This is a genomic window from Variovorax sp. J31P207, assembly GCF_030316965.1.
Taxonomy (GTDB): Bacteria; Pseudomonadota; Gammaproteobacteria; order Burkholderiales; family Burkholderiaceae_C; genus Variovorax; species Variovorax ginsengisoli_B.
In genome coordinates, this window is record NZ_JASZYN010000012.1 from 11,968 (window position 1) to 37,793 (window position 25,826).

17 protein-coding genes and 1 pseudogene are annotated in these 25,826 nt (G+C 67.0%); all 18 read left to right on the forward strand.

Annotated features, from left to right (window positions below):
* Position 1: 1 nt before the first annotated feature.
* A complete protein-coding gene (locus QTI68_RS30520) occupies positions 2–1,141 on the forward strand; it encodes a flagellar basal body P-ring protein FlgI (protein WP_286526952.1) in 1,140 nt (379 codons plus the stop codon).
* Positions 1,142–1,149: 8 nt separating this feature from the next.
* The gene (gene flgJ / locus QTI68_RS30525) at positions 1,150–2,118 is read left to right on the forward strand and encodes a flagellar assembly peptidoglycan hydrolase FlgJ (RefSeq protein ID WP_286526953.1); all 969 of its coding nucleotides are present in this window, start codon (positions 1,150–1,152) and stop codon (positions 2,116–2,118) included.
* Positions 2,119–2,167: 49 nt separating this feature from the next.
* Positions 2,168–2,683, forward strand: coding sequence for a chemotaxis protein CheW (locus tag QTI68_RS30530; protein ID WP_286526954.1), 516 nt, complete (start codon positions 2,168–2,170; stop codon positions 2,681–2,683).
* Between the two features lie 37 nt (positions 2,684–2,720).
* The gene (locus QTI68_RS30535) at positions 2,721–4,424 is read left to right on the forward strand and encodes a methyl-accepting chemotaxis protein (protein WP_286526956.1); all 1,704 of its coding nucleotides are present in this window, start codon (positions 2,721–2,723) and stop codon (positions 4,422–4,424) included.
* 40 nt (positions 4,425–4,464) lie between these two features.
* Entirely contained in the window at positions 4,465–6,033 is a 1,569-nt protein-coding gene (locus QTI68_RS30540) for a methyl-accepting chemotaxis protein (protein WP_286526957.1), read from the forward strand.
* Positions 6,034–6,103: 70 nt separating this feature from the next.
* The gene (locus QTI68_RS30545; protein ID WP_286526958.1) at positions 6,104–7,657 is read left to right on the forward strand and encodes a methyl-accepting chemotaxis protein; all 1,554 of its coding nucleotides are present in this window, start codon (positions 6,104–6,106) and stop codon (positions 7,655–7,657) included.
* Between the two features lie 78 nt (positions 7,658–7,735).
* Positions 7,736–9,319: a methyl-accepting chemotaxis protein gene (locus tag QTI68_RS30550; RefSeq protein WP_286526959.1), complete on the forward strand. Its 1,584-nt coding sequence runs from the start codon at positions 7,736–7,738 to the stop codon at positions 9,317–9,319.
* Between the two features lie 6 nt (positions 9,320–9,325).
* Complete coding sequence (locus QTI68_RS30555; protein ID WP_286526960.1) at positions 9,326–10,912, forward strand: methyl-accepting chemotaxis protein; 1,587 nt, start codon at positions 9,326–9,328, stop codon at positions 10,910–10,912.
* A 15-nt stretch (positions 10,913–10,927) separates the two neighbouring features.
* The gene (locus tag QTI68_RS30560; protein ID WP_286511327.1) at positions 10,928–11,440 is read left to right on the forward strand and encodes a chemotaxis protein CheW; all 513 of its coding nucleotides are present in this window, start codon (positions 10,928–10,930) and stop codon (positions 11,438–11,440) included.
* Between the two features lie 30 nt (positions 11,441–11,470).
* The gene (locus tag QTI68_RS30565) at positions 11,471–13,186 is read left to right on the forward strand and encodes a methyl-accepting chemotaxis protein (protein ID WP_286526961.1); all 1,716 of its coding nucleotides are present in this window, start codon (positions 11,471–11,473) and stop codon (positions 13,184–13,186) included.
* 45 nt (positions 13,187–13,231) lie between these two features.
* Positions 13,232–14,944 carry a methyl-accepting chemotaxis protein gene (locus tag QTI68_RS30570; RefSeq protein ID WP_286526962.1) on the forward strand — a complete coding sequence of 571 codons (1,713 nt, stop codon included), beginning with the start codon at positions 13,232–13,234 and terminating at the stop codon, positions 14,942–14,944.
* Positions 14,945–14,983: 39 nt separating this feature from the next.
* The gene (locus QTI68_RS30575; RefSeq protein WP_286526963.1) at positions 14,984–16,591 is read left to right on the forward strand and encodes a methyl-accepting chemotaxis protein; all 1,608 of its coding nucleotides are present in this window, start codon (positions 14,984–14,986) and stop codon (positions 16,589–16,591) included.
* Positions 16,592–16,674: 83 nt separating this feature from the next.
* Complete coding sequence (flgK, locus tag QTI68_RS30580) at positions 16,675–18,639, forward strand: flagellar hook-associated protein FlgK (RefSeq protein ID WP_286526964.1); 1,965 nt, start codon at positions 16,675–16,677, stop codon at positions 18,637–18,639.
* 34 nt (positions 18,640–18,673) lie between these two features.
* Complete coding sequence (flgL, locus tag QTI68_RS30585; RefSeq protein WP_286526965.1) at positions 18,674–19,885, forward strand: flagellar hook-associated protein FlgL; 1,212 nt, start codon at positions 18,674–18,676, stop codon at positions 19,883–19,885.
* A 144-nt stretch (positions 19,886–20,029) separates the two neighbouring features.
* Positions 20,030–20,899, forward strand: coding sequence for a hypothetical protein (locus tag QTI68_RS30590; RefSeq protein ID WP_286526966.1), 870 nt, complete (start codon positions 20,030–20,032; stop codon positions 20,897–20,899).
* A gap of 64 nt (positions 20,900–20,963) precedes the next feature.
* Positions 20,964–22,034 (forward strand): TAXI family TRAP transporter solute-binding subunit, encoded by a 1,071-nt coding sequence (locus QTI68_RS30595; protein ID WP_286526967.1) that lies wholly within the window; start codon positions 20,964–20,966, stop codon positions 22,032–22,034.
* Positions 22,035–22,166: 132 nt separating this feature from the next.
* Positions 22,167–24,695 (forward strand): tetratricopeptide repeat protein, encoded by a 2,529-nt coding sequence (locus QTI68_RS30600; RefSeq protein WP_286526968.1) that lies wholly within the window; start codon positions 22,167–22,169, stop codon positions 24,693–24,695.
* Positions 24,692–25,798: pseudogene (locus tag QTI68_RS30605) on the forward strand (DegT/DnrJ/EryC1/StrS family aminotransferase); the annotation flags it as partial. The gene QTI68_RS30600 and the pseudogene QTI68_RS30605, both read left to right, overlap by 4 nt.
* Positions 25,799–25,826: the final 28 nt, after the last annotated feature.

Genomic DNA, 25,826 nt, shown 5'->3' on the forward strand with positions numbered 1-25,826 from the left:
CATGAAAAACACCCCCTCTTCGCGCACTTCGTGGCGCTTCGCCAAGCCCCTTGCAGCGCTCGCCGCGGTTGGCGCGTTGCTGTCGGCCGTGCCTGTCCATGCCGAGCGGCTCAAGGAGCTCGCCAGCGTCCAGGGCGTGCGCGACAACCCGCTGATCGGCTATGGCCTGATGGTGGGCCTCGACGGCACCGGCGACCAGACGATGCAGACGCCGTTCACGACGCAGAGCCTGAACAACATGCTGCAGCAGCTCGGCATCACGGTGCCGCAAGTGGGCATCATGCAGCTCAAGAACGTGGCGGCCGTGATGGTGACGGCGCAGCTGCCCGCCTTCGCGCGGCCCGGCCAGACCATCGACGTCACGGTGTCCTCGATGGGCAATGCCAAGAGCCTGCGCGGCGGCACCCTGCTGATGACGCCGCTCAAGGGCTCCGACGGCGGGGTGTATGCCATCGCGCAGGGCAACATGGTGGTCGGCGGCGCGGGTGCCTCGGCCAACGGCAGCAAGGTCCAGATCAACCAGCTGAGCTCGGGCCGCATTCCGGCCGGCGGGACGGTCGAGCGCGCGGTCGAGGCCGCGGTCGGTGGCGAGGGCGCCGTCACGCTCGAACTCATGCGCTCGGATTTCGGCACCGCCCAGCGGGCGGTCGAGGCGATCAACCGGCAGTTCGGCAGCGGCCTGGCGGAGGCGGTCGACGGCCGCGTGATCCGCGTCCGGGCGCCCGAATCGCCGCAGGAGCGGGTCGGATTCCTGGCCCGGCTCGAAGGCCTGGAGATCACGCCGACACAGGCGGTGGCCAAGGTGGTCATCAATGCCCGCACCGGTTCGGTGGTGATGAACCAGGCGGTCCGGGTGAACGACTGCGCGGTCGCGCACGGCAGCCTGTCGGTGGTCATCAACACCGACCCGCTGGTGAGCCAGCCCGGCCCGTTCGCGAACGGCCGCACGGTGACCGCAGCGACTTCCGAGATCTCGATCAACCAGCCGGGCGGCGCGCTGCAGATGATCCGCGGCGGCGCCTCGCTGGCCGACGTGGTCAAGGGCCTCAACACGCTGGGTGCCAATCCGACGGACCTGGTGTCGATCCTCCAGGCCATGAAGACCGCCGGCGCCCTGCGCGCCGAGCTCGAGATCATCTGAGGCCCGGCATGGCGATTTCCGCAGCCAACACAGGGGCCGATCGCGCCGGTGCGCTCGACCAGCGCTTCGCGCTCGACGTCCAGGGCGTCGACGCCCTGCGGCGCACCGTGCGCGCCTCGCCCGAAGAAGGCCTCAAGCAGGTCTCGCGTCAGTTCGAGGCCATGTTCATGAACATGGTGCTGAAGAGCATGCGGGAGGCGACGCCTTCCAGCGGCCTGCTCGACGGCCAGAACGAGAAGATCTACACCTCGATGCTGGACCAGCAGCTGGCGCAGAACCTCTCCGGCCGGGGCCTGGGGCTGGCCGAGGCCATGCTGGCGCAGTTGCAGCGCTCGGCGGCTGCCGGCACCGACGAACGCGAGCCGAACCCGGCGGGCATGTCGCTGGCGCCGCGCGGCGGCCTTCCGCTGTCGCCGCAGGCGGGCATCCCGCTCGGCTCGGCGCCTTCCAGCCGCGTCGACCTCCGCGCCTACCAGGTCAACAACGACCGTTCGGGCGGCGCGGCGGGCGCCGTGGCCAACCTGCAGGGCCATGTCGACAGCTTCGTCAACCGCATGGGTGCCTCGGCGCAGGCCGCGAGCGCCGCCAGCGGCGTGCCGGCGCCGCTGATCCTGGCCCAGGCGGCACTCGAATCGGGCTGGGGCAAGCGCGAGATCCGCGCCGACGACGGCACCCAGAGCTTCAACCTGTTCGGCATCAAGGCCGACCGCAGCTGGCAGGGGCCGGTGGTCGAGACCACCACCACCGAGTACGTGGACGGCGAGCCGCAGCGCATCCGCGCCAAGTTCAGGGCCTACGGCTCCTATGAAGAGGCCTTCACCGACTACGCGCGCTTCATGACGCGCAACCCGCGCTACGCCAACGTGCTGGCGACGGACGACCCGACCGAAGCCGCGCACGGACTGCAGCGCGCGGGCTACGCCACCGATCCGCAATACGGACAAAAACTGGTCCGCATCATGCAGAAATTCGGCTGACTGCCGATATCCATCCGAACAACCTTCCCATCCGACTCCAAGGAACCCCATGGCAGAGATCTCGAGCCCTCCATCCCATGCGGCCGGCACTGCCGCCGCGAATGCGAACGCGAACCGCCTGGAGGTCGTCACCTTCACCCTGGGCGCGGAGGAATACGGCATCGACATCCAGAAGGTGCAGGAGCTGCGCGGCTACGACGCGGTGACGCGGATCGCGAACGCGCCGGACTACATCAAGGGGGTGGTGAACCTGCGCGGGATCATCGTTCCGATCATCGACATGCGGATCAAGTTCGCGCTGGGCACGCCGAGCTACGACGAGTTCACGGTGGTGATCGTGCTGAACATCGGCGGCCGGGTGGTCGGGATGGTGGTCGACAGCGTGTCGGACGTGATCACCTTGACGCCGGAGCAGATCAAGCCGGCGCCGGCGATGGGTTCGGTGCTGGACACCGACTACCTGATCGGGCTGGGCACGCTCGAAGAGCGGATGCTGATCCTGGTCGACATCGATCGCCTGATGTCCAGCGACGACATGGGGCTGATCGAGAAGTTGGCGGCCTGAAGCGGTCATCTGGAACAACGAAGCAATCGGAGACGCAATGAAAGACTGGAAGATCGGCACCCGGTTGGGTGGCGGGTTCGCGGTGATCCTGGCCCTGGTGGCCGCCATCGCCGGCATCGGCGTGCTGCGGCTGCAGGCGGTCGGCGATGCGACCCACGAGATGGCGAAGCGTTCGCTCGCCAAGGAGCGCCTGGCGGCGGGCTGGCTGCTGGGCACCAGCACCAACAGCGTGCGGACCTATGCGCTGTTGAACACCGATGACCCGCAGGTGCAGGACTACCTGCAGAAGGGCATGAGCAAGATCAGCGTCACGATCTCCGAGACCCAGAAGCAACTCGAGGAAATGCTGGACTCGCCGGAAGAAACCGCGCTGGTCGCCGACATCAAGAAGAAGCGCGCCGACTACATCGAGCTGCGCAGCATGCTTCTCAAGCTCAAGGCCGGGGGCCAGCATGACGAGGCGATGCGCATCGCCAGGGACAAGCTGGTGCCGACGCTCGACAGCTACGACGCCAGCATCCGCGCCATCCTGGCGCATGAACAGGCGCAGATCGACAAGTCGGCCGACGCGATCGATGCGCTCTACCGCTCGGGCCGCGTCAACCTGTTGGTGCTGGCGGCGATCGCGCTGGCGCTCGGATCGGTCCTGGCCTGGCTGCTGACGCGCAGCATCGTGCAGCCGATCGACGAGGCGCTGCTGATCGCCGACACCGTGGCCTCGGGCGATCTCAGCCAGGAGTTCGAGACCGATCGCGGCGGCGACTTCGGCCGGCTGCTGCGCGGCATGGGCGAGATGGAAGACACCTTGACCGATCTGGTCGGGCGCATCAAGACCGCGACCGATTCGATCGTGACCGCCTCGGGGCAGATCGCCGTGGGCAACCAGGACCTGTCCTCGCGCACCGAGCAGCAGGCCAGCTCGCTGGAGCAAACGGCCGCCTCGATGGAGGAACTCACCAGCACCGTCAAGCAGAACGCGGACAACGCGCGCCAGGCGAATCAACTCGCGGCTTCGGCCTCGGAAGTGGCAGTGAAGGGTGGCGAGGTCGTGAGCCAGGTGGTGGACACGATGGCGTCGATCAACGCATCGTCGAAGAAGATCGTGGACATCATCGGCGTGATCGACGGCATCGCGTTCCAGACCAACATCCTGGCGTTGAATGCGGCGGTGGAAGCCGCACGCGCCGGCGAGCAGGGCCGGGGCTTCGCGGTGGTGGCGTCTGAAGTGCGCAGCCTGGCGCAGCGCTCGGCAGCGGCGGCCAAGGAGATCAAGGGCCTGATCGACGACTCGGTGGGCAAGGTGGGCGCGGGCAGCGCGCTGGTGGCCGAGGCGGGCCACACGATGGAAGAGATCGTGGGCAGCGTGAAGCGGGTGACCGACATCATGGGCGAGATCACGGCGGCGAGCCAGGAGCAGACCTCCGGCATCGAGCAGATCAACCAGGCGATCACGCAGATGGACCAGGTGACGCAGCAGAACGCGGCGCTGGTCGAAGAGGCCGCGGCGGCCGCCGCATCGCTGCAGGAGCAGGCCGGCAACCTGTCGCAGATCGTCGGCACCTTCAAGCTCGACGACGGCGGACCGGCAGCGGTTGCTCCGCCGGCTCGTACGCCTGTCGCGGCAGCTGCGCCGAGCCGGGCGCCATCCAGGCCATCGCCGGCCCCGGCCCCAGCCCGATCGAAGCCGGCGCCCGCGTTGGCGACGGCCAGCGCGGCCGCGGGCGACTGGACCGAATTCTGAAACCCTCCCATCCACTCCTCGACGCCTTGTTGCCACCACCATGAACGCGCTTTCCAATCTGAAAATCGGCACCCGCCTGGGCATGGGCTTCGCCGTCGTGCTGCTGTTCCTGGCGGCGATCGTCGCACTCGGCCTGAACTCCCTCGGCGGCATCCAGGCGCGCCTCGACAGCATGGTCCATGACAACAACGTCAAGGTGGCGCTGGCCAACAAGATGCTCGATTCGATTCGTGACATCGCCGGCTTCGGGACTGAACTGGTGCTGCTGACCGACGAGGCGTCGATGCGCGAACAGATGAAGAAGATCGCGTCGGCGCGCGAGCTGTTCACCGAGACCAAGACCGCGCTCGCCAAGATCGTCGTGCGCCCGGAAGGCAAGGCCTTTCTGGCCAGGATCGACGAGACGCTGGCGGTGGCCGCGCCCCTGAACGCCCAGCTGATCGAACTGGCGCAGCAGAACAAGAACGTCGAAGCGACCGAACTCCTGATGAAGAAGTTCGCTCCCGCCGTGCGCGCCACGCTGGCCTCGGTGGACGAGATGATCCGCTACCAGACCCAGCGGGCCGAGGAGGCGAATGCCGCCGCGGCCGCCGAGTACCAACGTGCACGCGGCCTGATGCTGGGCCTCGGCCTGACGGCCGTGCTGCTGGGCGCTGCGATTGCCTGGTTCATCACGCGATCGATCACGCGGCCGATCGGTGAAGCCGTGAAGGTGGCCGAGACCGTCGCCGCAGGCGACATCAGCTCGCGCATCCACGTGGCCTCGAAGGACGAAACCGGCCAGCTGATGCAGGCGCTCAAGGAGATGAACAACAGCCTGGTGAAGATCGTGGGCGAAGTCCGCACCGGCACCGACACGATCGCGACGGCCTCGGGCCAGATCGCGACCGGCAACCAGGACTTGTCGTCGCGCACCGAAGAACAGGCGAGCTCGCTGGAAGAGACCGCTGCCTCGATGGAAGAGCTGACTTCGACGGTCAAGCAGAACGCCGACAACGCGCGCCAGGCCAATCAACTCGCGGTCTCGGCTTCCGAAGTGGCCGTCAAGGGTGGCAGCGTGGTGAGCCAGGTGGTCGACACCATGGGCTCGATCAATGCCTCGTCGCGCAAGATCGTGGACATCATCGGCGTGATCGACGGCATCGCGTTCCAGACCAACATCCTGGCGTTGAACGCGGCGGTGGAAGCCGCGCGCGCCGGTGAACAGGGCCGCGGCTTCGCGGTGGTGGCGTCCGAAGTGCGCAGCCTGGCGCAGCGCTCGGCAGCGGCGGCCAAGGAGATCAAGACCTTGATCGGCGACTCGGTGGAGAAGGTCGAGGAAGGCAGCAAGCAGGTCGCGGAAGCCGGCAAGACGATGGAAGAGATCGTCGACAGCGTCAAGCGGGTGACCGACATCATGGGCGAGATCACGGCGGCCAGCCAGGAGCAGACCTCGGGGATCGAGCAGATCAACCAGGCGATCACGCAGATGGACCAGGTGACGCAGCAGAACGCGGCACTGGTCGAAGAGGCCTCGGCAGCGGCGCAGTCGCTTCAGGAGCAGGCCGGCAACCTGTCGCAGGTGGTGAGCGTCTTCAAGATGAATCCGTCCGACGGGCGGGCGAGCTGAGCCGGCATACGACAAGACCCGCGGCGTTTCGGCGCCGATCCAATCGTTCGATGAAGTGAGGAAGTGTGTGATGAGTATGAAGAATCTGAAGATCGGCACCCGCCTGGGCATCGGCTTCGCCGCCATGCTGGTGCTGATGGCCCTTCTTTCGGCCACCGGCATGCTGCGGCTGGCCAACGTGGGCAACGCCACCGAAGAGATGGTCGAGAAGACCTTGGTCAAGGAGCGCATGGTCGGCGAATGGTCGACCTTGCTGGCGGCCAACATCGTGCGGACTTTTGCAATCGTGAAGGCCAGCGATGCCGCCACCGAAGCCTATTTCAAGAAGGAACTCGGCGGCGGCCAGGCACTCATCAATCCGCTGCAGAAGAAGCTCGAGGCGCTGCTGGTCTCGCCCGAGGAAAAGAAGCTCTACGGCGACGTGGCCGAGGCACGCCGCGTGGTGCTCGAACTGCTCGCAGCGCTCAACAAGCTCAAGGCGGCGAACGATGCGGACGGTGCCAACAAACTGGCCGACAACCAGTTCACGGTGGCGCTGGCGAACTATGGAAAGGCCGTCGATGCGCTGTCGGTGCATGAACGCGGGCTGATCGACGCGTCGGCCCACGCGATCGCGAAAGAGCACGACACCGGCCGGATGTCGCTGATCGTGCTGTCGATCGTTGCGTTGGCGGTCGGCGGGTTGTTCGCCTGGCGGCTGACGGTCGGCATCGTCCACCCGTTGGGCGAGGCCGTGAAGGTGGCGGAGACCGTGGCGGACGGCAATCTCGCCAGCCACATCGAGGTCGGGAGCCGCGACGAGACCGGCCAGCTGATGCAGGCGCTGAAGAACATGAACGACAGCCTCGCGAAGGTGGTGGGCGAAGTCCGCACCGGCACCGACACGATCGCGACGGCCTCGGGCCAGATCGCCACGGGCAACCAGGACCTGTCCTCGCGCACCGAGGAGCAGGCCAGCTCGCTGGAAGAAACGGCTGCCTCGATGGAAGAGCTGACTTCGACGGTGAAGCAGAACGCCGATAACGCACGCCAGGCCAATCAACTCGCGGTCTCGGCTTCCGAAGTGGCCGTCAAGGGCGGCAGCGTGGTGAGCCAGGTGGTCGGCACCATGGGCTCGATCAACGCCTCCTCGCGCAAGATCGTGGACATCATCGGTGTCATCGACGGCATCGCCTTCCAGACCAACATCCTGGCATTGAACGCGGCGGTGGAAGCCGCGCGCGCCGGTGAACAGGGCCGCGGCTTCGCGGTGGTGGCGTCCGAAGTGCGCAGCCTGGCGCAGCGCTCGGCAGCGGCGGCCAAGGAGATCAAGACCCTGATCGGCGACTCGGTGGAGAAGGTCGAGGAGGGCAGCAAGCAGGTGGCGGAAGCCGGCAAGACGATGGAAGAGATCGTCGACAGCGTGAAGCGGGTGACCGACATCATGGGCGAGATCACGGCGGCCAGCCAGGAACAGACCTCGGGGATCGAGCAGATCAACCAGGCGATCACGCAGATGGACCAGGTGACGCAGCAGAACGCGGCGCTGGTCGAAGAGGCCGCGGCCGCTGCCGGGTCGCTGCAGGAGCAGGCGTCGAGCCTGGTGAATTCGGTGAGCGTCTTCAGGCTCGGCGCCGGCCGCTGAGCGGAATTTCTCGCCAACCCTTCAGGACCCGACTCTGGCTGCCGATAGCAGGGTGGTCCATCCAACCCGCAGGCCCGCATGTCCCAGTTCCTGAACTTCCGCTCCATGACCATCGCGAGACGGCTCGGCATGCTCGTCTGCGCCGCGGTCCTCGGCGTATTCGCGTTGACCGGGCTCTTCCTGTATTCCGAGCAGAAACTCATCATGGAGGAGCGCGAGGCCAGCGTGCGGCAGGCCGTCGAGACCGCGCACGGCATCCTGGTGTACTACCACGGCCTGGCGCAGAAGGGCGTCCTGGGCGAGCCGCAAGCCAAGGAGCAGGCCATGCAGGTGCTGCGCAGCCTGCGCTACAGCGGGAACGAATATTTCTGGCTGAACGACATGACGCCGCAGATGCTGATGCACCCGATCAGCGCGGCGCTCGAGGGCAAGGACCTGTCGGACAACAAGGACAGCACCGGCAAGGCGATCTTCGCCGAGTTCGTGAAGACGGTGCAGGCCAGCGGTGCCGGCTTCGTTTCCTACGAGTGGGCCAAGCCGGGCAGCGAGACACCGGTGCCCAAGGTGTCCTACGTCAAGGGGTTCAAGCCCTGGGGATGGATCATCGGATCCGGAGTCTATGTGGACACGGTGCATGCCAGGATCGCCGGGCGGCTGCTCGGATTCTCGGCCTGCGCCCTGGGCCTGGCGGCCGTGCTCTTCGCAATCGGCTGGACCATTTCGCGCGGCCTGCTGAAGCAGCTCGGCGGCGAGCCGGCTGCCGCGACTGCCGTGGCCCGTCGAATTGCGCAGGGCGACCTGGCAGCGAGCGTGACGTTGAAGGCCGGCGACGCATCGAGCCTGATGCACGCGATCGAGCACATGCGCGGCAGCCTCTCCAAGGTGGTCGATGAAGTCCGCACCGGCACCGACACGATTGCGACGGCCTCGAGCCAGATCGCCACGGGCAACCAGGACCTGTCGTCGCGCACCGAAGAGCAGGCCAGCTCGCTGGAAGAAACGGCTGCCTCGATGGAGGAACTGACTTCGACGGTGAAGCAGAACGCCGACAACGCTCGCCAGGCCAATCAACTCGCGGTCTCGGCTTCCGAAGTGGCCGTCAAGGGTGGCAGCGTGGTGAGCCAGGTGGTCGACACCATGGGCTCGATCAATGCCTCGTCGCGCAAGATCGTGGACATCATCGGCGTGATCGACGGCATCGCCTTCCAGACCAACATCCTGGCGTTGAATGCGGCGGTGGAAGCCGCGCGCGCCGGTGAACAGGGCCGCGGCTTCGCGGTGGTGGCGTCGGAAGTGCGCAGCCTGGCGCAGCGCTCGGCGGCGGCGGCCAAGGAGATCAAGACCTTGATCGGCGACTCGGTGGAGAAGGTCGAAGAGGGCAGCAAGCAGGTGGCGGAAGCCGGCAAGACGATGGAAGAGATCGTCGACAGCGTCAAGCGGGTGACCGACATCATGGGCGAGATCACGGCAGCCAGCCAGGAGCAGACCTCGGGGATCGAGCAGATCAACCAGGCGATCACGCAGATGGACCAAGTGACGCAACAGAACGCGGCGCTGGTCGAAGAGGCCGCGGCCGCTGCCGGGTCGCTGCAGGAGCAGGCCGGGAGCCTGTCGCAAGTCGTGAGCATGTTCAGGCTTGAATCCGAATCCGAAAAGCACTGAGAGAGCATGCGAGTCAATCTACCCATCACCGTCCAGGAATACCCACTGCGGCAAGACGCGGCGCTGGTGTCGCGCACCGATCTGAAGGGGCGCATCACCTACGTCAACCCGACCTTCGTGGAGGTCAGCGGCTACACGCTCGAGGAGCTGATGGGCAAGGCCCACAACATCGTCCGGCATCCGGACATGCCGCCCGAGGCTTTCGCTGACATGTGGGACACGCTGGGACGCGGCCTGCCCTGGACCGGACTCGTCAAGAACCGCCGCAAGAACGGCGACTTCTACTGGGTGCAGGCGAACGTGACGCCGATCCACCGCAACGGAGTGGCCGAAGGCTACATGTCGGTCCGCAGCAAGCCCGAACGGTCGGATGTCGACGAGGCCGACGCGCTCTATCGAAGAATGCGCGAGGGCCTGGCCCGGGGCGTGTCGATCCGCCAGGGCGAGGTGGTCCGCAACGGGTGGTCCGACCCGATGGGCGGCCTGCGTCGCCTGCCGATCCGCGGCCGCGTGATCGCGGCGACGTTGACAGCCGCCGCGCTCTCGCTGGGCGTCGGCGCCGTCGGCTGGGTCGAGGCCACGCGGCTCGTGTCCGCGTCGGCCTCGCCCAGCTGGCTCCCCGGCCTGCTGGCCGCCGCCACCGTAGGCAGCGCACTCGCATGGATCGGCTTCGGGTGGTTCATGAGCCGCACCCTCTTCCGGCCGCTGGAGCAGGCGGTGGGCGTGGCGCAGGCGATCGCGGGCGGCGCACTGCTCAAGTTCGAGATCCGGCCGCAGGACGAGACCAAGAGCCTGCTGCGCGCGTTGAACCAGATGAGCGCCAACTTTCTCGCGATCGTCGCCGACGTCGGCAGCAACGTCACCGGCGTGATGACGACTTCCGGCCAGATCGCCAGCGGCAACCAGGATCTGTCGTCGCGCACCGAGCAGCAGGCCAGCTCGCTGGAGCAGACCGCGGCGTCGATGGAGGAACTCACCAGCACCGTCAAGCAAAACGCGGACAACGCGCGGCAAGCGAACCAGCTGGCGGTCTCGGCCTCCGAGGTCGCGGTGAAGGGCGGAGAAGTCGTCGGCCAGGTCGTCGACACCATGGCCTCCATCAACGCTTCTTCCCGCAAGATCGTCGACATCATCGGCGTGATCGACGGCATTGCCTTCCAGACCAACATCCTGGCGTTGAACGCGGCGGTGGAAGCCGCACGGGCCGGAGAACAGGGCAAGGGCTTCGCCGTCGTCGCCGCCGAAGTGCGCGGCCTCGCGCAGCGCTCCGCCTCGGCTGCCAAGGAGATCAAGGGCCTCATCGACGACTCGGTGGGCAAGGTCGATGCCGGCAGCGCGCTGGTCGGTGAAGCCGGCAAGACGATGGAGGAGATCGTCGGCAGCGTCAAGCGGGTGACCGACATCATGGGCGAGATCACGACCGCCAGCCAGGAACAGACCTCGGGCATCGAGCAGATCAACCAGGCCATCACGCAGATGGACCAGGTCACTCAACAAAACGCGGCGCTGGTGGAGGAAGCCTCCGCCGCGGCGCAGTCGCTGCAGGAGCAGGCCGAAAGCCTGGTCCACGCAGTGAGTGTTTTCAAGTCTTAAACAGGAGTCGACAAGATGAGCACAGTTCAATCGAAGCCCGCCGCCGATGGCGTGGCGAACCCGGCACGCGCGGACAAGCCGCTCGAGTTCCTCTCCTTCACGCTGGGCGCGGAGGAATACGGCATCGACATCCAGAAGGTGCAGGAGCTGCGCGGCTACGACGCGGTGACGCGGATCGCGAACGCGCCGGACTACATCAAGGGGGTGGTGAACCTGCGCGGGATCATCGTTCCGATCATCGACATGCGGATCAAGTTCGCGCTGGGCACGCCGAGCTACGACCAGTTCACGGTGGTGATCGTGCTGAGCATCGGCGGCCGGGTGGTCGGGATGGTGGTCGACAGCGTGTCGGACGTGATCACCTTGACGCCGGAGCAGATCAAGCCGGCGCCGGCGATGGGCTCGGTGCTGGACACCGACTACCTGATCGGTCTGGGCACGCTCGAAGAGCGGATGCTGATCCTGGTCGACATCGACCGCCTGATGTCCAGCGACGAGATGGGCCTGATCGAAGCCGTCGCGGCCTGAAACCAACCTCTTTTTGCGTCGAGTACCACCATGACCCTCCTGCCCAACGTCCGTATCGGAACACGCCTCGCCATCGGCTTCGCCATCGTTCTGGGCCTGACGATCGTCTCGACCGCCGCGGCCCTGGTCAGCGCGCGGAACAACGCCGAAGCCACCCGCCGCATGATGCAGAGTCCGTTGGCCAAGGAGCGATTGATCTCCGACTGGTACGTGCTGACCTATTCGGCCATCGCGCGTACGTCGATGATCGCCAAGACCACCGACGAGACGCTGCCCGTGACCTTTGCCGAAGTGATCGCCGACAGCGTCAAGCGGGGCAGCGAGACCATGGCGAAGGTCGAGGCGCTGCTGGTCACCGACGGCGAGAAGCAGACCTACAAGTCGATCGTCGAGCTGCGTGCGAAGTACCAGGCAGCGAAGGACGTCGTGGGCAAGGCGAAGGCCGGCGGCAATGCGGCGGAGACCGAGCGCGTCTTCAAGGACGCTTTCCTGCCGGCCGCGAAGGCCTATGAAAGCCGGGTGCTCGACCTGCTGTCGATGGAACGCCAGGCGATCGACGACATGAGCCGCGCCATCGATGCCGCCAACGCCCGCAGCTTCTCGCTGACGCTGGCCCTAGGCGTGCTGACGGTGCTCATCGGCAGTCTCTTCGCGTGGCTGATCTCGCGCAGCATCACGAGGCCGATCGACAAGGCGGTCAAGGTGGCGCAGACGGTGGCTTCCGGCGACCTCAGCGCGCGCATCGAGATCGAGAGCCGCGACGAGACCGGCCAGCTGATGCGGGCGCTGAAGGACATGAACGACAGCCTCGCGAAGGTGGTGGGCGAAGTCCGCACCGGCACCGACACGATCGCGACGGCCTCGGGCCAGATCGCCACGGGCAACCAGGACCTGTCGTCGCGCACCGAAGAGCAGGCGAGCTCGCTGGAAGAAACGGCTGCCTCGATGGAAGAGCTCACCTCCACAGTCAAGCAGAACGCGGACAACGCCCGCCAGGCCAATCAACTCGCGGTCTCGGCTTCCGAGGTGGCAGTCAAGGGCGGCAGCGTGGTGAGCCAGGTGGTCGACACCATGGGCTCGATCAATGCCTCGTCGCGCAAGATCGTGGACATCATCGGCGTGATCGACGGCATCGCCTTCCAGACCAACATCCTGGCGTTGAACGCGGCGGTGGAAGCCGCACGCGCCGGCGAGCAGGGTCGCGGCTTCGCGGTGGTGGCGTCGGAAGTGCGCAGCCTGGCGCAGCGCTCGGCGGCTGCGGCCAAGGAGATCAAGACCCTGATCGGCGACTCGGTGGAGAAGGTCGAGGAGGGCAGCAAACAGGTGGCGGAAGCCGGCAAGACGATGGAAGAGATCGTCGACAGCGTGAAGCGGGTGACCGACATCATGGGCGAGATCACGGCGGCCAGCCAGGAGCAGACCTCCGGCATCGAGCAGATCAACCAGGCGATCACGCAGATGGACCAGGTGACGCAGCAGAACGCGGCGCTGGTGGAAGAGGCCGCGGCCGCTGCCGGGTCGCTGCAGGAGCAGGCATCGAGCCTGGTGAAGGCCGTGGGTGTCTTCAAGCTGGATGCGGCCACCGGCGGACGCAGCGAACCGGCCTTCGGCCGACCCGCTGCCGTCGCGGCAGTGGCGCCCAAGGCCGTCCGAAGGACCCCTGCGCCGGCCATCGAAAAGAAGGGCGCCGGCGCGCCGCAGCTCGCCTCGGCCGCCAGTGCCGCGGGTGACTGGACCGAATTCTGAACTGGAAACACATGACTGGCCTCAAGGCCTCAACAGGGAATCAACATGAATGCGTTCTACAACCTCAGGATCGCGAGCAAGCTCCTGATCTCGTTCATCATCGTTCTCGCGCTGACAGTCTTCGTCGGCGTCTTTTCGGTGATGCAGCTGGCGAAGGTCAACCAGATGTCGACCGACATCACGACCAACTGGATGCCCGCCACGCGCTCGTTGCTCGAAATGAAGGGCCTGATGGCGCGCTATCGCTCGATGGAGCTGCAGCACATCCTGTCGAGCACCGAGGCCGACATGGCCGGCTACGAGAAGTCGATGACCGACGCCTGGGCCAGCCTGCAGAAGAGCCGCGGCGCCTACGAGAAGCTGATCTCCGAGCCGGAAGAAAAGAAGGTCTACCCGGAATTCGTCAAGGCGATGGGCCAGTACGCGCTGGAGCATGACAAGGTCATCGCCTTGTCCCGCGCCCAGAAGAACGAAGAGGCGGTCGCCATGGTCCGCGGCGAATCGCTGCGCCTGAATCTCGAACTGAGCAAGATGCTCGACACCCTGGCCGAAGTCAACGAGGTGGGTGCCCGGAAGGCGGACGAGACCGGCAACGCGGTCTATCAGGATGCCCGGCTCTGGGTCATCGGCAGCCTGCTGAGCAGCGTGGCGCTGGGCCTGTTGCTCGCGCTCTGGATCGCCCGCATCGTCGCCAAGCCGCTGGCCGAAGCCGTGAAGGTGGCGCAGTCCGTGGCCGCCGGCGACCTGACCAGCCGCGTCGAGGCACGCACGACGGACGAAACCGGCCAGCTCATGCAGGCGCTCAAGGAGATGAACAACAGCCTGGTGAAGATCGTGGGCGAAGTCCGCACCGGCACCGACACGATCGCGACGGCCTCGGGCCAGATCGCGACCGGCAACCAGGACTTGTCGTCGCGCACCGAAGAACAGGCGAGCTCGCTGGAAGAGACCGCTGCCTCGATGGAAGAACTGACTTCGACGGTCAAGCAGAACGCCGACAACGCGCGCCAGGCCAATCAACTCGCGGTCTCGGCTTCCGAAGTCGCCGTCAAGGGTGGCAGCGTGGTGAGCCAGGTGGTCGACACCATGGGCTCGATCAACGCCTCCTCGCGCAAGATCGTGGACATCATCGGTGTCATCGACGGCATCGCCTTCCAGACCAACATCCTGGCGTTGAACGCGGCGGTGGAAGCCGCACGCGCCGGTGAACAGGGCCGGGGCTTCGCGGTGGTGGCGTCTGAAGTGCGCAGCCTGGCGCAGCGCTCGGCGGCGGCGGCCAAGGAGATCAAGACCCTGATCGGCGACTCGGTGGAGAAGGTCGAGGAGGGCAGCAAGCAGGTGGCCGAGGCGGGTCGCACCATGGAAGAGATCGTCGACAGCGTGAAGCGGGTGACCGACATCATGGGCGAGATCACGGCGGCCAGCCAGGAGCAGACCTCCGGCATCGAGCAGATCAACCAGGCGATCACGCAGATGGACCAGGTGACGCAGCAGAACGCGGCGCTGGTCGAAGAGGCCGCGGCCGCTGCCGGGTCGCTGCAGGAGCAGGCGTCGAGCCTGGTGCAGGCGGTCAGCGTGTTCAAGATGGCCAGCGACGGCGAGGCCGCGCGGGTGATCGCGCAGGCGAAGTCGAAAGCGAAGGCGCAGCAGGTCGCCCGCAAGCCGGGCGCTTCGGCGCCGGCGCCGAAGCGCCCGGCGGAGTCGGCGGCTCGCAGCGAGCCGAAGCTGGCCTCGTCCGGCGACTGGACCGAGTTCTAACAGCCCGTGCGGCGTACGGCCGCCATCCTAGGAGCAGCAATGCAGTGGTTTCAAAATCTTCGCGTCACCGTCAAGCTGGTCTTGAGTTTCCTCGTGGTCGCGGCCCTTGGCGCGCTCGTCAGCGCGCTCGGCATCTTCCACATGGGGCGCATCAGCGCGTCGACCGAGAGGCTCTACACCCACGAGCTGAGCGCCCTGCAGGCCGTACAGCAGGCCAATATCGCGCTGCTCTATGCCAGCCGCTCGCAGATGACGCTGCTGTCGGCGGCCACCCGCGGTGAGCGCAACACCGGATCCAACGCGATCCGCCAATCGCTCGAGGGCCTCGAGGCGCGCACCGCCGAGGCCAAGCCGTTGTTCCTGGACAGCGAGGCCGGCACCAAGCTGTTCCGGCAATACGAGGCCTTGATGGCGCCGTTGAAGCTGCGCATGGCCGATTTCGTCACGCTGGTGGGCAAGCAATCGCTCGACAGTTCGCAATTCGACGGCCGGGTCGGTGACGACAGCACGCAGCTGCTGAAGGACTCGCGCGCGCTCGAGGAGGTCCTGGAGGCCATGGTGGCCCACGCCAACACGCTCGCCAAAGCCAGCGCCGAGCGGGCCGCAGAGACCTACCAGGGCTCGCGCTGGATGATGCTGGTGATTGCGGCTGTCGGCCTGCTGGCCAGCCTGGGCCTGGGCGCCGGAGTGGCTCGCTCGCTCGGGCGCCAGCTGGGCGGAGAGCCGGCCTACGCGGCCGAGGTGGTCGGCCGCATCGCGGCCGGCGACCTGGCGGTCGAGGTGGACACCGGCGCAGCCCGGCCCGGCAGCCTGCTGCATTCGATCCGGCTGATGCAGATCGAACTGACCGAGGTGGTCGGCAAGATCAAGGCCTCCAGCGACACGATCGCGACGGCCTCGAACCAGATCGCGGCGGGCAACCAGGACCTGTCCTCGCGCACCGAGCAGCAGGCCAGCTCGCTGGAGCAAACGGCCGCCTCGATGGAGGAACTCACCAGCACCGTCAAGCAGAACGCGGACAACGCGCGCCAGGCGAATCAACTCGCGGCTTCGGCCTCGGAAGTGGCAGTGAAGGGTGGCGAGGTCGTGAGCCAGGTGGTGGACACGATGGCGTCGATCAACGCATCGTCGAAGAAGATCGTGGACATCATCGGCGTGATCGACGGCATCGCGTTCCAGACCAACATCCTGGCGTTGAATGCGGCGGTGGAAGCCGCACGCGCCGGCGAGCAGGGCCGGGGCTTCGCGGTGGTGGCGTCTGAAGTGCGCAGCCTGGCGCAGCGCTCGGCAGCGGCGGCCAAGGAGATCAAGGGGCTGATCGACGACTCGGTGGGCAAGGTGGGCGCGGGCAGCGCGCTGGTGGCCGAGGCGGGTCACACGATGGAAGAGATCGTGGGCAGCGTCAAGCGGGTGACCGACATCATGGGCGAGATCACGGCGGCGAGCCAGGAGCAGACCTCCGGCATCGAGCAGATCAACCAGGCGATCACACAGATGGACCAGGTGACGCAGCAGAACGCGGCGCTGGTGGAAGAGGCCGCGGCGGCCGCTGCATCGCTGCAGGGCCAGGCCGGCGACCTGTCCGAGGTGGTGGGGGTGTTCAAGCTGCGGGAGTCAGGCGCCGTTCAGCCTTCAACTTTCGGCTGAAGCTGCCGATATAGACCCTGAAGGCATTGCAGCGGCGATGCCGCAAGCAACACCCACCCACACCCAACCAGGTAATCGATCCCATGTCAGGAAACTTGTTCTTCACGGGTCTGAGCGGCCTCAATGTCGCGCGAACCTCGCTGATGACGACGGCCCACAACACGGCCAACGTCTACACCACCGGCTACAGCCGGCAGGTCGCGGAAGTCGCCACCAACGCGGCGATCGCCACCGGCTCGGGCTATGTCGGCACCGGCGCCGGTGTCACCACGATCAGCCGCAGTTACGACCGCTACCTGACCGCGCAGCTCGCCACGGCCCAATCCTCCTCGGCGGCCTTGAATTCCTACGGCACCGAGATCAACCGCATCGACTCACTGCTGGCCGACAAGACCTCCGGCATCAGCGTGCTGATGCAGACCTTCTTCACCGCGGTGCAGGGCGTCGCCAACACCCCGGCCGACCCGGCCGCGCGGCAGCAACTCATCAGCTCGGCGCAGTCGCTGTCGAACAAGTTCCGCTCGACCGACCAGTACCTGAGCGACTTGAACGGGTCGGTCAACGACCAGATCTCGGGCAGCGTCTCGCAGATCAACACCTACTCGAGCAAGATCGCCAGCCTCAACCAGCAGATCAGCATGATGACCGCCGTCGCCGGCGGCCAGCCACCGAACGACTTGCTGGACCAGCGCGACCAGCTGGTCAGCGACCTGAGCCAGATCGTCGACGTCAAGGTGCTCGAGCAGGACAACGGCAAGTACAACGTGTTCATGGGCAATGGCCAGTCACTGGTGACCGGCGACCAGGCCGCGACCATGAAGGCGGTGCCCTCGGCCGCCGACCCGACCCGCACCACGGTGGCGCTGGTGGGCGTCGCCGGCAACGTGTCGGAGCTCGGCAGCGACGTCATCACCGGCGGCTCGCTGGGCGGCCTGATGAACTTCCGCACCCAGACCCTGATCCCGGCCCAGAACGCCATCGGCCGGCTGGCGATGGCGGTCTCGGGCGCCTTCAACGAGCAGCACGGCCTGGGCGTCGACCTCAACGGCGCGCTGGGCACCGACTTCTTCACCACCGCCACGCCCGGCGTGTTCTCGAATGCGAAGAACACCGGCAGCATGGTGCTGTCGGGTGTCGTGACCGACACCAACAAGCTCAGCACCAGCGACTACTCGGTGCAGGTCAGCAATGTGGCGGGCACGCTGAACTACTCGGTGACCCGGCTGTCGGACAAGCAGTCGATGGGCACCTTCACGAGCTTCCCGATCAGCTTCGACGGCGTGAGCCTGGCGCAGGCGAGCGGCACGGCGCAGGCCGGCGACTCCTTCCTGGTGCAGCCGACCCGCACCGGTGCGCGCGACATGGACGTGCTGGTGCTCGACCCGGCCAAGGTGGCGGCGGCCTCGCCGATCGTGACCGGCAACAGCGCCGGCAACCAGGGCAGCGGCAAGCTGGGCAAGGCGACCGTCGATCCGACCTACCCGGCGACGCCGCTGGCTGCCAATCTGACGCTGAGCTACGACTCCGCGACCGGTACGCTGTCGGGCTTTCCCGCCACCTCCGCCGTCACAGTGACGCTGGCCAACGGCACCGCGACCACCTACGCAGCCGGCGCCCCGGTGCCCTACACGGCGGGTGCCCAGATCAGCTTCGACGGCCTCAGCATGGCGATGACCGGCACGCCGGCCAACGGCGACACCTTCACCATCGGCAAGAACTCGGGCGGCGTGTCGGACGGCAGCAACGCGCTGCTGCTCGGCGCCCTGCAGCGCCAGAGCACGATGGGCAACGGCACCACCACCTTCAATGGCGCCTACTCGCAGCTGGTCAGCGAGGTCGGCAACAAGGCGATGGAGATCAAGGTCGCGACCAAGACGCAGGAGAGCGTGACCAGCCAGATCAAGGCCAGCCAGCAGTCGATCTCCGGCGTCAACCAGGACGAGGAAACCGCCAACCTGCTGATGTTCCAGCAGATGTACCAGGCCAATGCGAAGGTCATCCAGACCGCCTCGACCATCTTCGACGCGATCCTCGGCATCAGCAGCTGATCGCCCCGACCCCACCCAGATCCAAGGAGCCGTGATGCGTATCAGCACCAGTTCGTTCTACGAGCAGAACACCCTCGCGATGGGCCTGCAGCAGCAGAATCTCTTCAACGTCCAGCAGCGCCTGTCGGCGGGCACCAAGTTCCTGACCGCCGGCGACGACCCGGTGGGCGCGGCGCGGGTACTCGGCGTCGCCCAGACGCTGGCCGAGTCGGCCCAGTACGCCACCAGCCGCGAGCGCGCGACCCTGTCCCTCAAGCGCGAGGAAACCGCGCTCGACAGCACCACCGTCATCCTGCAGAACATCAAGACCCTGACCGTGCAGGCCGGCAACGGCACCTTGTCGGACGCCGACCGCGCTTCGCTGGCGACCGCGATCCAGAGCAATCTCGACCAGCTGGTGGGCATCGCGAACTCCGACGACGGCAACGGCCAGTTCCTGTTCGCCGGCTACAAGAGCTCCAGCCCGCCCTTCGCGGCCCAGGCCGGCGGCGGCGTGCAGTACATCGGCGACCAGGGGCAGCGCCTGATGCAGGTCGACGTGGCGCGCCAGCTGTCGACCTCCGACGACGGCCGCACCGTGTTCCAGTCGGTGCAGGGCGGCGCGGGCTACGTCACCTCGGGCGCCGCGGCCAACACCGGCACCGCCGTCTTCGGCGCGGTCAGCGTGGTCGATGCCACCGCGGCCAACTACGGCAAGGACTTCACGATCAGCTTCGCGGCCGGCAACTACACCGTGTCGACCAACGACACGCCCCCGGTGGTCGCCGCCAGCGGCGCCTTCACGGCCGGCTCGCCGATCGCCTTCGGCGGTCTGCAGATCAGCATGACGGGCACGCCGGCGGACGGCGACACCTTCAACGTCACGACCGCCAAGAACGCAGGCACCGACGTCTTCGCGACCATCGGCGAACTGGTCACGGCGCTGCGCACCCCGCTGACAGGCGGCGGCGCAGTGGCGCAGGCGAAGCTTCAGAACGCGCTGAGCACCGCCAACGTCAAGGTCACGAACGCGCACGACAACGTGCTCACCGTTCTGTCCTCGGTGGGCTCGCGCATGAACGAGGTCGACGCCCTCGACGACGGCGGCGCTTCGCGCGTGTTGATGGACAAGAGCTACATGTCCTCGATCGAGGACCTGGACCCGGCCAGCGCGATCTCGGAGTTCTACCAGCGGCAGACCTCGCTGCAGGCGACCCAGATGACCTTCGCCAAGCTGGCGTCGATCTCGCTGTTCAACTACCTTTGATCGACAACGGCCTGGGCGGCGGACGCGCCCGGGTCTCGTCCCCTCGGGGGCGGCCCGCTCCAACGGGCTTGGTTCGGCGTTAAAGTAGGTACAAAATCATTACATCGCTCAATTCTGGCGCGAGCATGAAACTTGTCCCGAACCATGGCGAACCTGGCCGATCTGGATCCATCGTTCTCGGTGCCCTGCAGGCGTTGTGCTGCCATGCTGCAGAAGGGGAACCGGTTTTGCCCCTTTTGTTTCGAGGATCAGCTGGCGCCGGACGATACCGGCGATGCCGAACCGCCGGCCGCGCCCGGGCGCGGGCTCTCCGTGGCCAAGGAGGTGCCGGCCCCGATGGTCATCGACTTCAGGGACACGGTGCAGCCGGATGCGGACGAAGTCATCCACATTCCCGGCCCCACCGGCACGGCCGGGCAGGAGGCCGACGCCGAGATCGGCATGGTCCGGCCGGGCGTCTTCTGGCAGACGGAAGTGCTCGGCGGCGGCGGCAAGTCGAACTGGCTGACTCGCTTCGCGACCCCCCAGCGCATGGTGGCGGGCATTGCGCTCGCGCTGGTCGTGGCCGGGCTCGCCGTCGTGGGGCTCGAACGGGTCTATGTCGGCGGTGAGAACGAGGCCAGCAGGGAACGCGCGTTCAGGGACGACGTCGAGCGGGTCCAGGGCGCCCTGAAGCGCGGCGACCTGGGCACTGCCGAGCAGGTGCTCGAGAGCCTGGACGCCGACCATTCGGACGATCCGGCGGTGCAGGCCCTGTGGCAGGCCTTCGACAAGCGAGCGCAGGCGCAGGCCGCCGACGGGGAGCCCCTTCCTGACGTTTCGCTGAAGGCGTCCAGGGCGATCCGGCTGGAGCAGGCCGCTGCGCCGCCGGCCGCCGCGCCCCCGGCCCCGGCCCCGGCGCGGCCGGAAGCGCCGGTTGCGTCCCCGCCTGCGCCGACCGCCGGTGCCGCCGGACCGCAGGACAAGGAGTGCAGCGAGGCGCTGGCGGCGCTGGCCCTGTGCTCGAAGAAATAGAGAGTGCGCGCAAGAATGAGCCAGGCATCTCCTGGCAGTGTCAGCAACCTTCGACGGAGCCAACATGCCAACAAGATTCCTGTCCATCGGGCTGTTGTGGATGGCCTTCCTCGCGTGCGCGGCCGCGGCGCCCCGGGCGGAGTACAAGATCGTCACCGCATCGAAAACCGGCACCTACATCCAGATCGGCCGGGACCTCGCGACCTGGATCGCGGACCCGGCCGACATCGATCTCGAAGTCCTCGAGTCGAAGGGGTCGGCCGAGAACGTCCAGCGCATGCGCTTCGAGCCGGGCGTCAAGCTGGCGCTGGTGCAGTCCGACGTCTACCAGGCCTTCCTGGACGAGGCGAAGGCGGGCAACGCCGACGCCGGCAACATCATCCGTCCGCTGCGCCTGATCATGCCGCTCTACGACGAGGAGATCTACTTCGTCGCCCGTGCCGACTCGCCGCTCAACAGCATCCACGAGATCAAGAACCAGAAGATCGGCGTCGGCCCGCTGGGCAGCGGCACCGCGCTGACCTCGCGCACGCTCTACCAGCTGATGTTCGGCGAGCCGCTGCCGCCTGCCAACGCGCAGTACCTGACCAATGAAGAGGCGCTGGCCAGGCTCACGGTCGACAAGTCGATCGATGTCGCGATCATCGTCGCCGGACAGCCGGCCAAGCTCTTCACGGACATGAAGGCCGAGGCGCGCAACTACATCAAGATCCTGAAGCTCGACGAGGCGGCGCCGGAGACGGCACAGGCGAAGAAGACCTACTTCCCGGCGGTGATCCGCGCCTCCAGCTACTCGACATGGCTCAAGGCCGACGTGCCCACGCTGACCGTGAAGGCCTACCTGGTCACCTACGACTACGGCCTGCAGTCGACGGTCGGCGCGCTGAGCCGCTTTGCCGATTCCCTCTGCACCAACTTCGACAAGCTGCAGGCCAATGGCCATCCCAAGTGGAAGCAGGTGCGCCTGGAACTGCCGCCCCTGAGCCAGGGGTGGCGCTACTACGGGCCGATGGAAAAGCGCCTGCGCAATTGCATCGCCCGCCGGACCGCCGTCGGCGCTACCGCGGCGGCGCCGCCGCCGCTGCCGCGCAACTGCACCGAGCAGGAGCTGGTGCTGGGCATCTGCAGGCGCTGAGCCCGGCCCGGCCAGTTGCCGGATCAGAGGGGTTGTTTCCCTTCTGATCTGCGCTTTGCTTCCTGGCGCCACCGCGAACAATCCAGGCAAGCGGGCGCCCCCATGGCGTTCTCGAAAACTCTCTCTTCATCGATGAACGCATTTCCTGCATCTCAGCAACCTGACGGCCCGAGCGACACGCCGGTGCTCGACGCCTTGGCTCACGCGCTGGACGAATCGCTGCGAATGGCCACGGATTTCCATCGGGGCGGGCAGTTGGAACATGCCGAGACGCTCTACCGCGGCATCCTGGACGCGCTACCGCAGCATGCCCAGGCGAATTACGGCCTGGGCCGGTTGGCGGTGCGTGCAGGCCAGGCGAGCGCAGCCCTGCCGCATTTCGTCGCGGCGCTGAAGGCGCAACCGGACAACCCGAAGTACCAGCTTGGCTGCATCGATGCCCTGATGCAGGCCGACCAGATCGACGCCGCACGGGACATGCTGGAATCGGCCCTGCAGGACGGCTTGCAGGGGGAGCTCGCGGAGGCACTGGCCCGGCAGCTGGAAGTCCGCACGCGCATCGCCCGCTCGATTCGCGATACCCAGGCGCCCGCCACGCTGGCGCCGGCGCCGCGGGTCCCGGCAGCGCCCGGCCTCGTCAGCCGCACGGCGCAACCGAGCCCCCGGGAACTTGGCCAGCTGACGACCCATTTCGCCCGGAAGCGCTATGAGAAGGTCAAGACGCTGGCGCGCTCGCTGACCCAGCGCTTCCCACGGCACCCGGCCGCCTGGAAGGCATGGGGTGTGGCGCTCTGCGCCGAAGGAGACCCTCGAGGCGCGTTGCAGCCATTGGAGAAGGCGGCAAGCCTGCTGCCACAGGATGCCGAGGCGCAATTCAACCTGGGCGTCACCCTGGCCGCCGTCGGACGCTACGACGAGGCCGAGCCGACCCTGCGCCGGGTCCTGGAGATCGATCCGATGCACGCCAAGGCACACAGCACCCTGGGGTGGATGCTGCAGGGGCAGACCCGGCTGTTCGAGGCCGAACTGCATTGCCGGCGCGCCTTGGAGATCGACCCCGCCTATGTCGATGCCCACCTGGAGCTGGGGGGCGTTCTCAAGCACATGCGGCGGCTGGGGGAGGCCGAGGCGAGCTACCGAAAGGCACTCGACATCGATCCGGCCAAGGCCACCGGCCACAACCAGCTGGGCCTGCTGCTGCTGGAGCAGGACCGATCGGCGGACGCCGAAGCCGCGTTCCGGCGTGCCGTGGCGGCGAATCCGGCGTTGGGCTATCTCTTTGCCAACCTTGGCGCGTCGCTCAGTGCCCAAGGTCGGCAAGCCGAAGCCGAAGCCAGTTTCCGTCGCGCCCTGCAGATCCAGCCGGACGAGACCAATTCGCACAGCGCGCTGCTGTTCAGCCTGACCCATGGCCAGACCCTGGATGCAGACGCCGTGTTCGCCGAGCACCGCCGCTTCGGCGAGCGCTTCGAGATGCCGCTGCGGGCCGCGTGGCGGCCGCATGACAGGTCGCGCGAACCCGGGCGGCCGCTGCAGATCGGTTTCGTCTCGGGCGACTTGTACAACCATGCCGTCGCTTCGTTCCTCGAGCCGGTGCTCGCGCATCTGGCGGGCGAACCCTCCCTGGTGCTGCACGCCTACTCGACCCGGCGCGCTGCGGAAGACCACGTGAGCCAACGCCTGCGCGGGCATGTGAATTCCTGGCACACGGTCGGGGGGCTCGGCGATGCCGAGTTGGCCGAGAAGATCCGCGCCGACGGGATCGACATCCTGATCGACCTCTCGGGCCACACCGCCGACAACCGGCTGCCGGTCTTCGCGCGCCGGCCAGCGCCGGTGCAGGTCACCTGGATGGGCTACCCCGGGACGACCGGCCTCGAAAGCATGGACTACTACCTGGCCGATCCCTTCATCCTGCCGCCCGGACGCTTCGACGGCCAGTTCACGGAGAAGCTCGCGTACCTGCCGGCGAATGCACCCTTCCAGCCGTCGGCCGAGGCGCCGCCGGTCAACGATCTGCCGGCACTCCGCGCGGGGCACCTGACCTTCGGCAGCTTCAACCGGCTGAACAAGATCAGCCGCGAGGTCGTCGCCCTGTGGTCGCGGCTGCTGCGCGCCGTGCCCATGTCGCGCATGCTGTTGGCCGGCCTGCCGCGCCATGGGGAGTACGAAGCGCTGATCGGCTGGTTCGACGGCGAAGGCATCGAGCGCAGCCGGCTGGACTTCCATCAGCGCAGCGCCATGTCGCACTATCTGGCGCTGCACCACCAGGTCGACGTGTGCCTGGACACCTTCCCCTACAACGGAGGGACCACGTCCCTGCACGCGGTGTGGATGGGGGTGCCCACGCTGACGCTCGCCGGCGCCACGATGGCCGGCCGCGCCGGTGCCAGCTTGCTCGGGCATGTGGGCCTGGATGAGTTTGTCGTGCAGGACGCCTCGGCGTTCGAGGCGCAGGGCGCGTCGTTGGCGCAACGCCTGCCCGAGCTGGCGCAACTGCGCGCCAGCCTGCGCGGTCGCCTGGCAGACTCGGCCATCGGCCAGCCGTCGCTGATCGCAGCCGCACTGGAACGTGCCCTGCGCACGATGTGGCGGCGCTGGTGCGCGGGCCTGCCCGCTGCATCCTTCGACGCCGGTCGCGGCCTGGGAGGCCGCGCATGACGGCATCGCGCACCGATCCGGTCTATGTGACGCAGCCTTACCTACCGCCGCTGGAGGAGTTCATCCCCTACCTGGAAAAGATCTGGGCCAACAAGACGCTGACCAACGGCGGTCCGTTCCACCATCAGCTCGAGCAGGCCCTGTGCGACTACCTGGGTGTCAAGCACCTGGCCCTCTTCACCAACGGCACCATCGCTCTGGTTACGGCGTTGCAGGCCTTGCGCATCACGGGCGAGGTCATCACCACGCCATATTCGTTCGTGGCGACTTCGCATTCGCTGCTGTGGAATGGCATCAAGCCGGTGTTCGCGGACGTCGACCCGGTGACCCTCAATCTCGATCCGGCCAGGATCGAGGCGGCCATCACTCCGCAGACGACCGCGATCATGCCGGTGCACGTGTACGGCCATCCATGCGACGTCGAGGCGATCCAAACGATCGCCGACAACTACAACCTCAAGGTCATCTACGACGCGGCGCACGCCTTCGGCGTCCAGGACGCCGGCGGCAGCATCTTGAGGCACGGTGATCTCTCGGTGCTGAGCTTTCATGCGACCAAGGTGTTCAACACCTTCGAAGGCGGCGCGATCATCTGTCCGGACGCCAAGACCAAGGTACGGATCGACCAGCTGAAGAACTTCGGCCATGTGGGCGAGGTCACGGTCGTCGCGCCCGGAATCAACGGCAAGATGAGCGAGGTCAATGCCGCGTTCGGGCTGCTGCAGTTGAAGTTCATCGACCAGGCGCTGGCGCGGCGCGCGCAGATCGATGCGCTCTACCGCAATCTGCTCGGGAACGTCGAGGGCATCCGCTGCCTCGGGGATGCCGGCGAACGGGTCGCCAACCACGCCTACTTCCCGATCCTGGTTGGGCCCGAGTACGCGCTCAGCCGCGACGCGCTCTACCAGAAGCTGCGCGACCACCAGATCTATGCCCGCCGCTACTTCTACCCACTGATCTCGGAGTTTCCGATGTACCGCGCCTTGCCCTCGGCGCATCGCGACAACCTGTCCGTGGCATCCGCCGCCGCGCAGCAGGTGCTTTGCCTGCCGATCTATCCCGACCTGCAGGACGCGCAGGTCGAAGCGATCGCCATGTTGATCGGCACGTGGGCCGCGACGGAAGCAATGC

Excerpts from the sequence above, each read along its gene's own strand:
- QTI68_RS30565 (WP_286526961.1), top strand. The coding sequence starts at position 11,471 with ATGACCCTCCTGCCCAACGTCCGTATCGGAACACGCCTCGCCATCGGC.
- QTI68_RS30520 (WP_286526952.1), top strand. The coding sequence starts at position 2 with ATGAAAAACACCCCCTCTTCGCGCACTTCGTGGCGCTTCGCCAAGCCC.
- QTI68_RS30560 (WP_286511327.1), top strand. The coding sequence starts at position 10,928 with ATGAGCACAGTTCAATCGAAGCCCGCCGCCGATGGCGTGGCGAACCCG.
- QTI68_RS30575 (WP_286526963.1), top strand. The coding sequence starts at position 14,984 with ATGCAGTGGTTTCAAAATCTTCGCGTCACCGTCAAGCTGGTCTTGAGT.
- flgK (WP_286526964.1), top strand. The coding sequence starts at position 16,675 with ATGTCAGGAAACTTGTTCTTCACGGGTCTGAGCGGCCTCAATGTCGCG.
- QTI68_RS30555 (WP_286526960.1), top strand. The coding sequence starts at position 9,326 with ATGCGAGTCAATCTACCCATCACCGTCCAGGAATACCCACTGCGGCAA.
- QTI68_RS30570 (WP_286526962.1), top strand. The coding sequence starts at position 13,232 with ATGAATGCGTTCTACAACCTCAGGATCGCGAGCAAGCTCCTGATCTCG.
- QTI68_RS30530 (WP_286526954.1), top strand. The coding sequence starts at position 2,168 with ATGGCAGAGATCTCGAGCCCTCCATCCCATGCGGCCGGCACTGCCGCC.
- QTI68_RS30545 (WP_286526958.1), top strand. The coding sequence starts at position 6,104 with ATGAGTATGAAGAATCTGAAGATCGGCACCCGCCTGGGCATCGGCTTC.
- flgJ (WP_286526953.1), top strand. The coding sequence starts at position 1,150 with ATGGCGATTTCCGCAGCCAACACAGGGGCCGATCGCGCCGGTGCGCTC.
- QTI68_RS30600 (WP_286526968.1), top strand. The coding sequence starts at position 22,167 with ATGAACGCATTTCCTGCATCTCAGCAACCTGACGGCCCGAGCGACACG.
- QTI68_RS30540 (WP_286526957.1), top strand. The coding sequence starts at position 4,465 with ATGAACGCGCTTTCCAATCTGAAAATCGGCACCCGCCTGGGCATGGGC.
- flgL (WP_286526965.1), top strand. The coding sequence starts at position 18,674 with ATGCGTATCAGCACCAGTTCGTTCTACGAGCAGAACACCCTCGCGATG.
- QTI68_RS30590 (WP_286526966.1), top strand. The coding sequence starts at position 20,030 with ATGGCGAACCTGGCCGATCTGGATCCATCGTTCTCGGTGCCCTGCAGG.
- QTI68_RS30550 (WP_286526959.1), top strand. The coding sequence starts at position 7,736 with ATGTCCCAGTTCCTGAACTTCCGCTCCATGACCATCGCGAGACGGCTC.
- QTI68_RS30535 (WP_286526956.1), top strand. The coding sequence starts at position 2,721 with ATGAAAGACTGGAAGATCGGCACCCGGTTGGGTGGCGGGTTCGCGGTG.
- QTI68_RS30595 (WP_286526967.1), top strand. The coding sequence starts at position 20,964 with ATGCCAACAAGATTCCTGTCCATCGGGCTGTTGTGGATGGCCTTCCTC.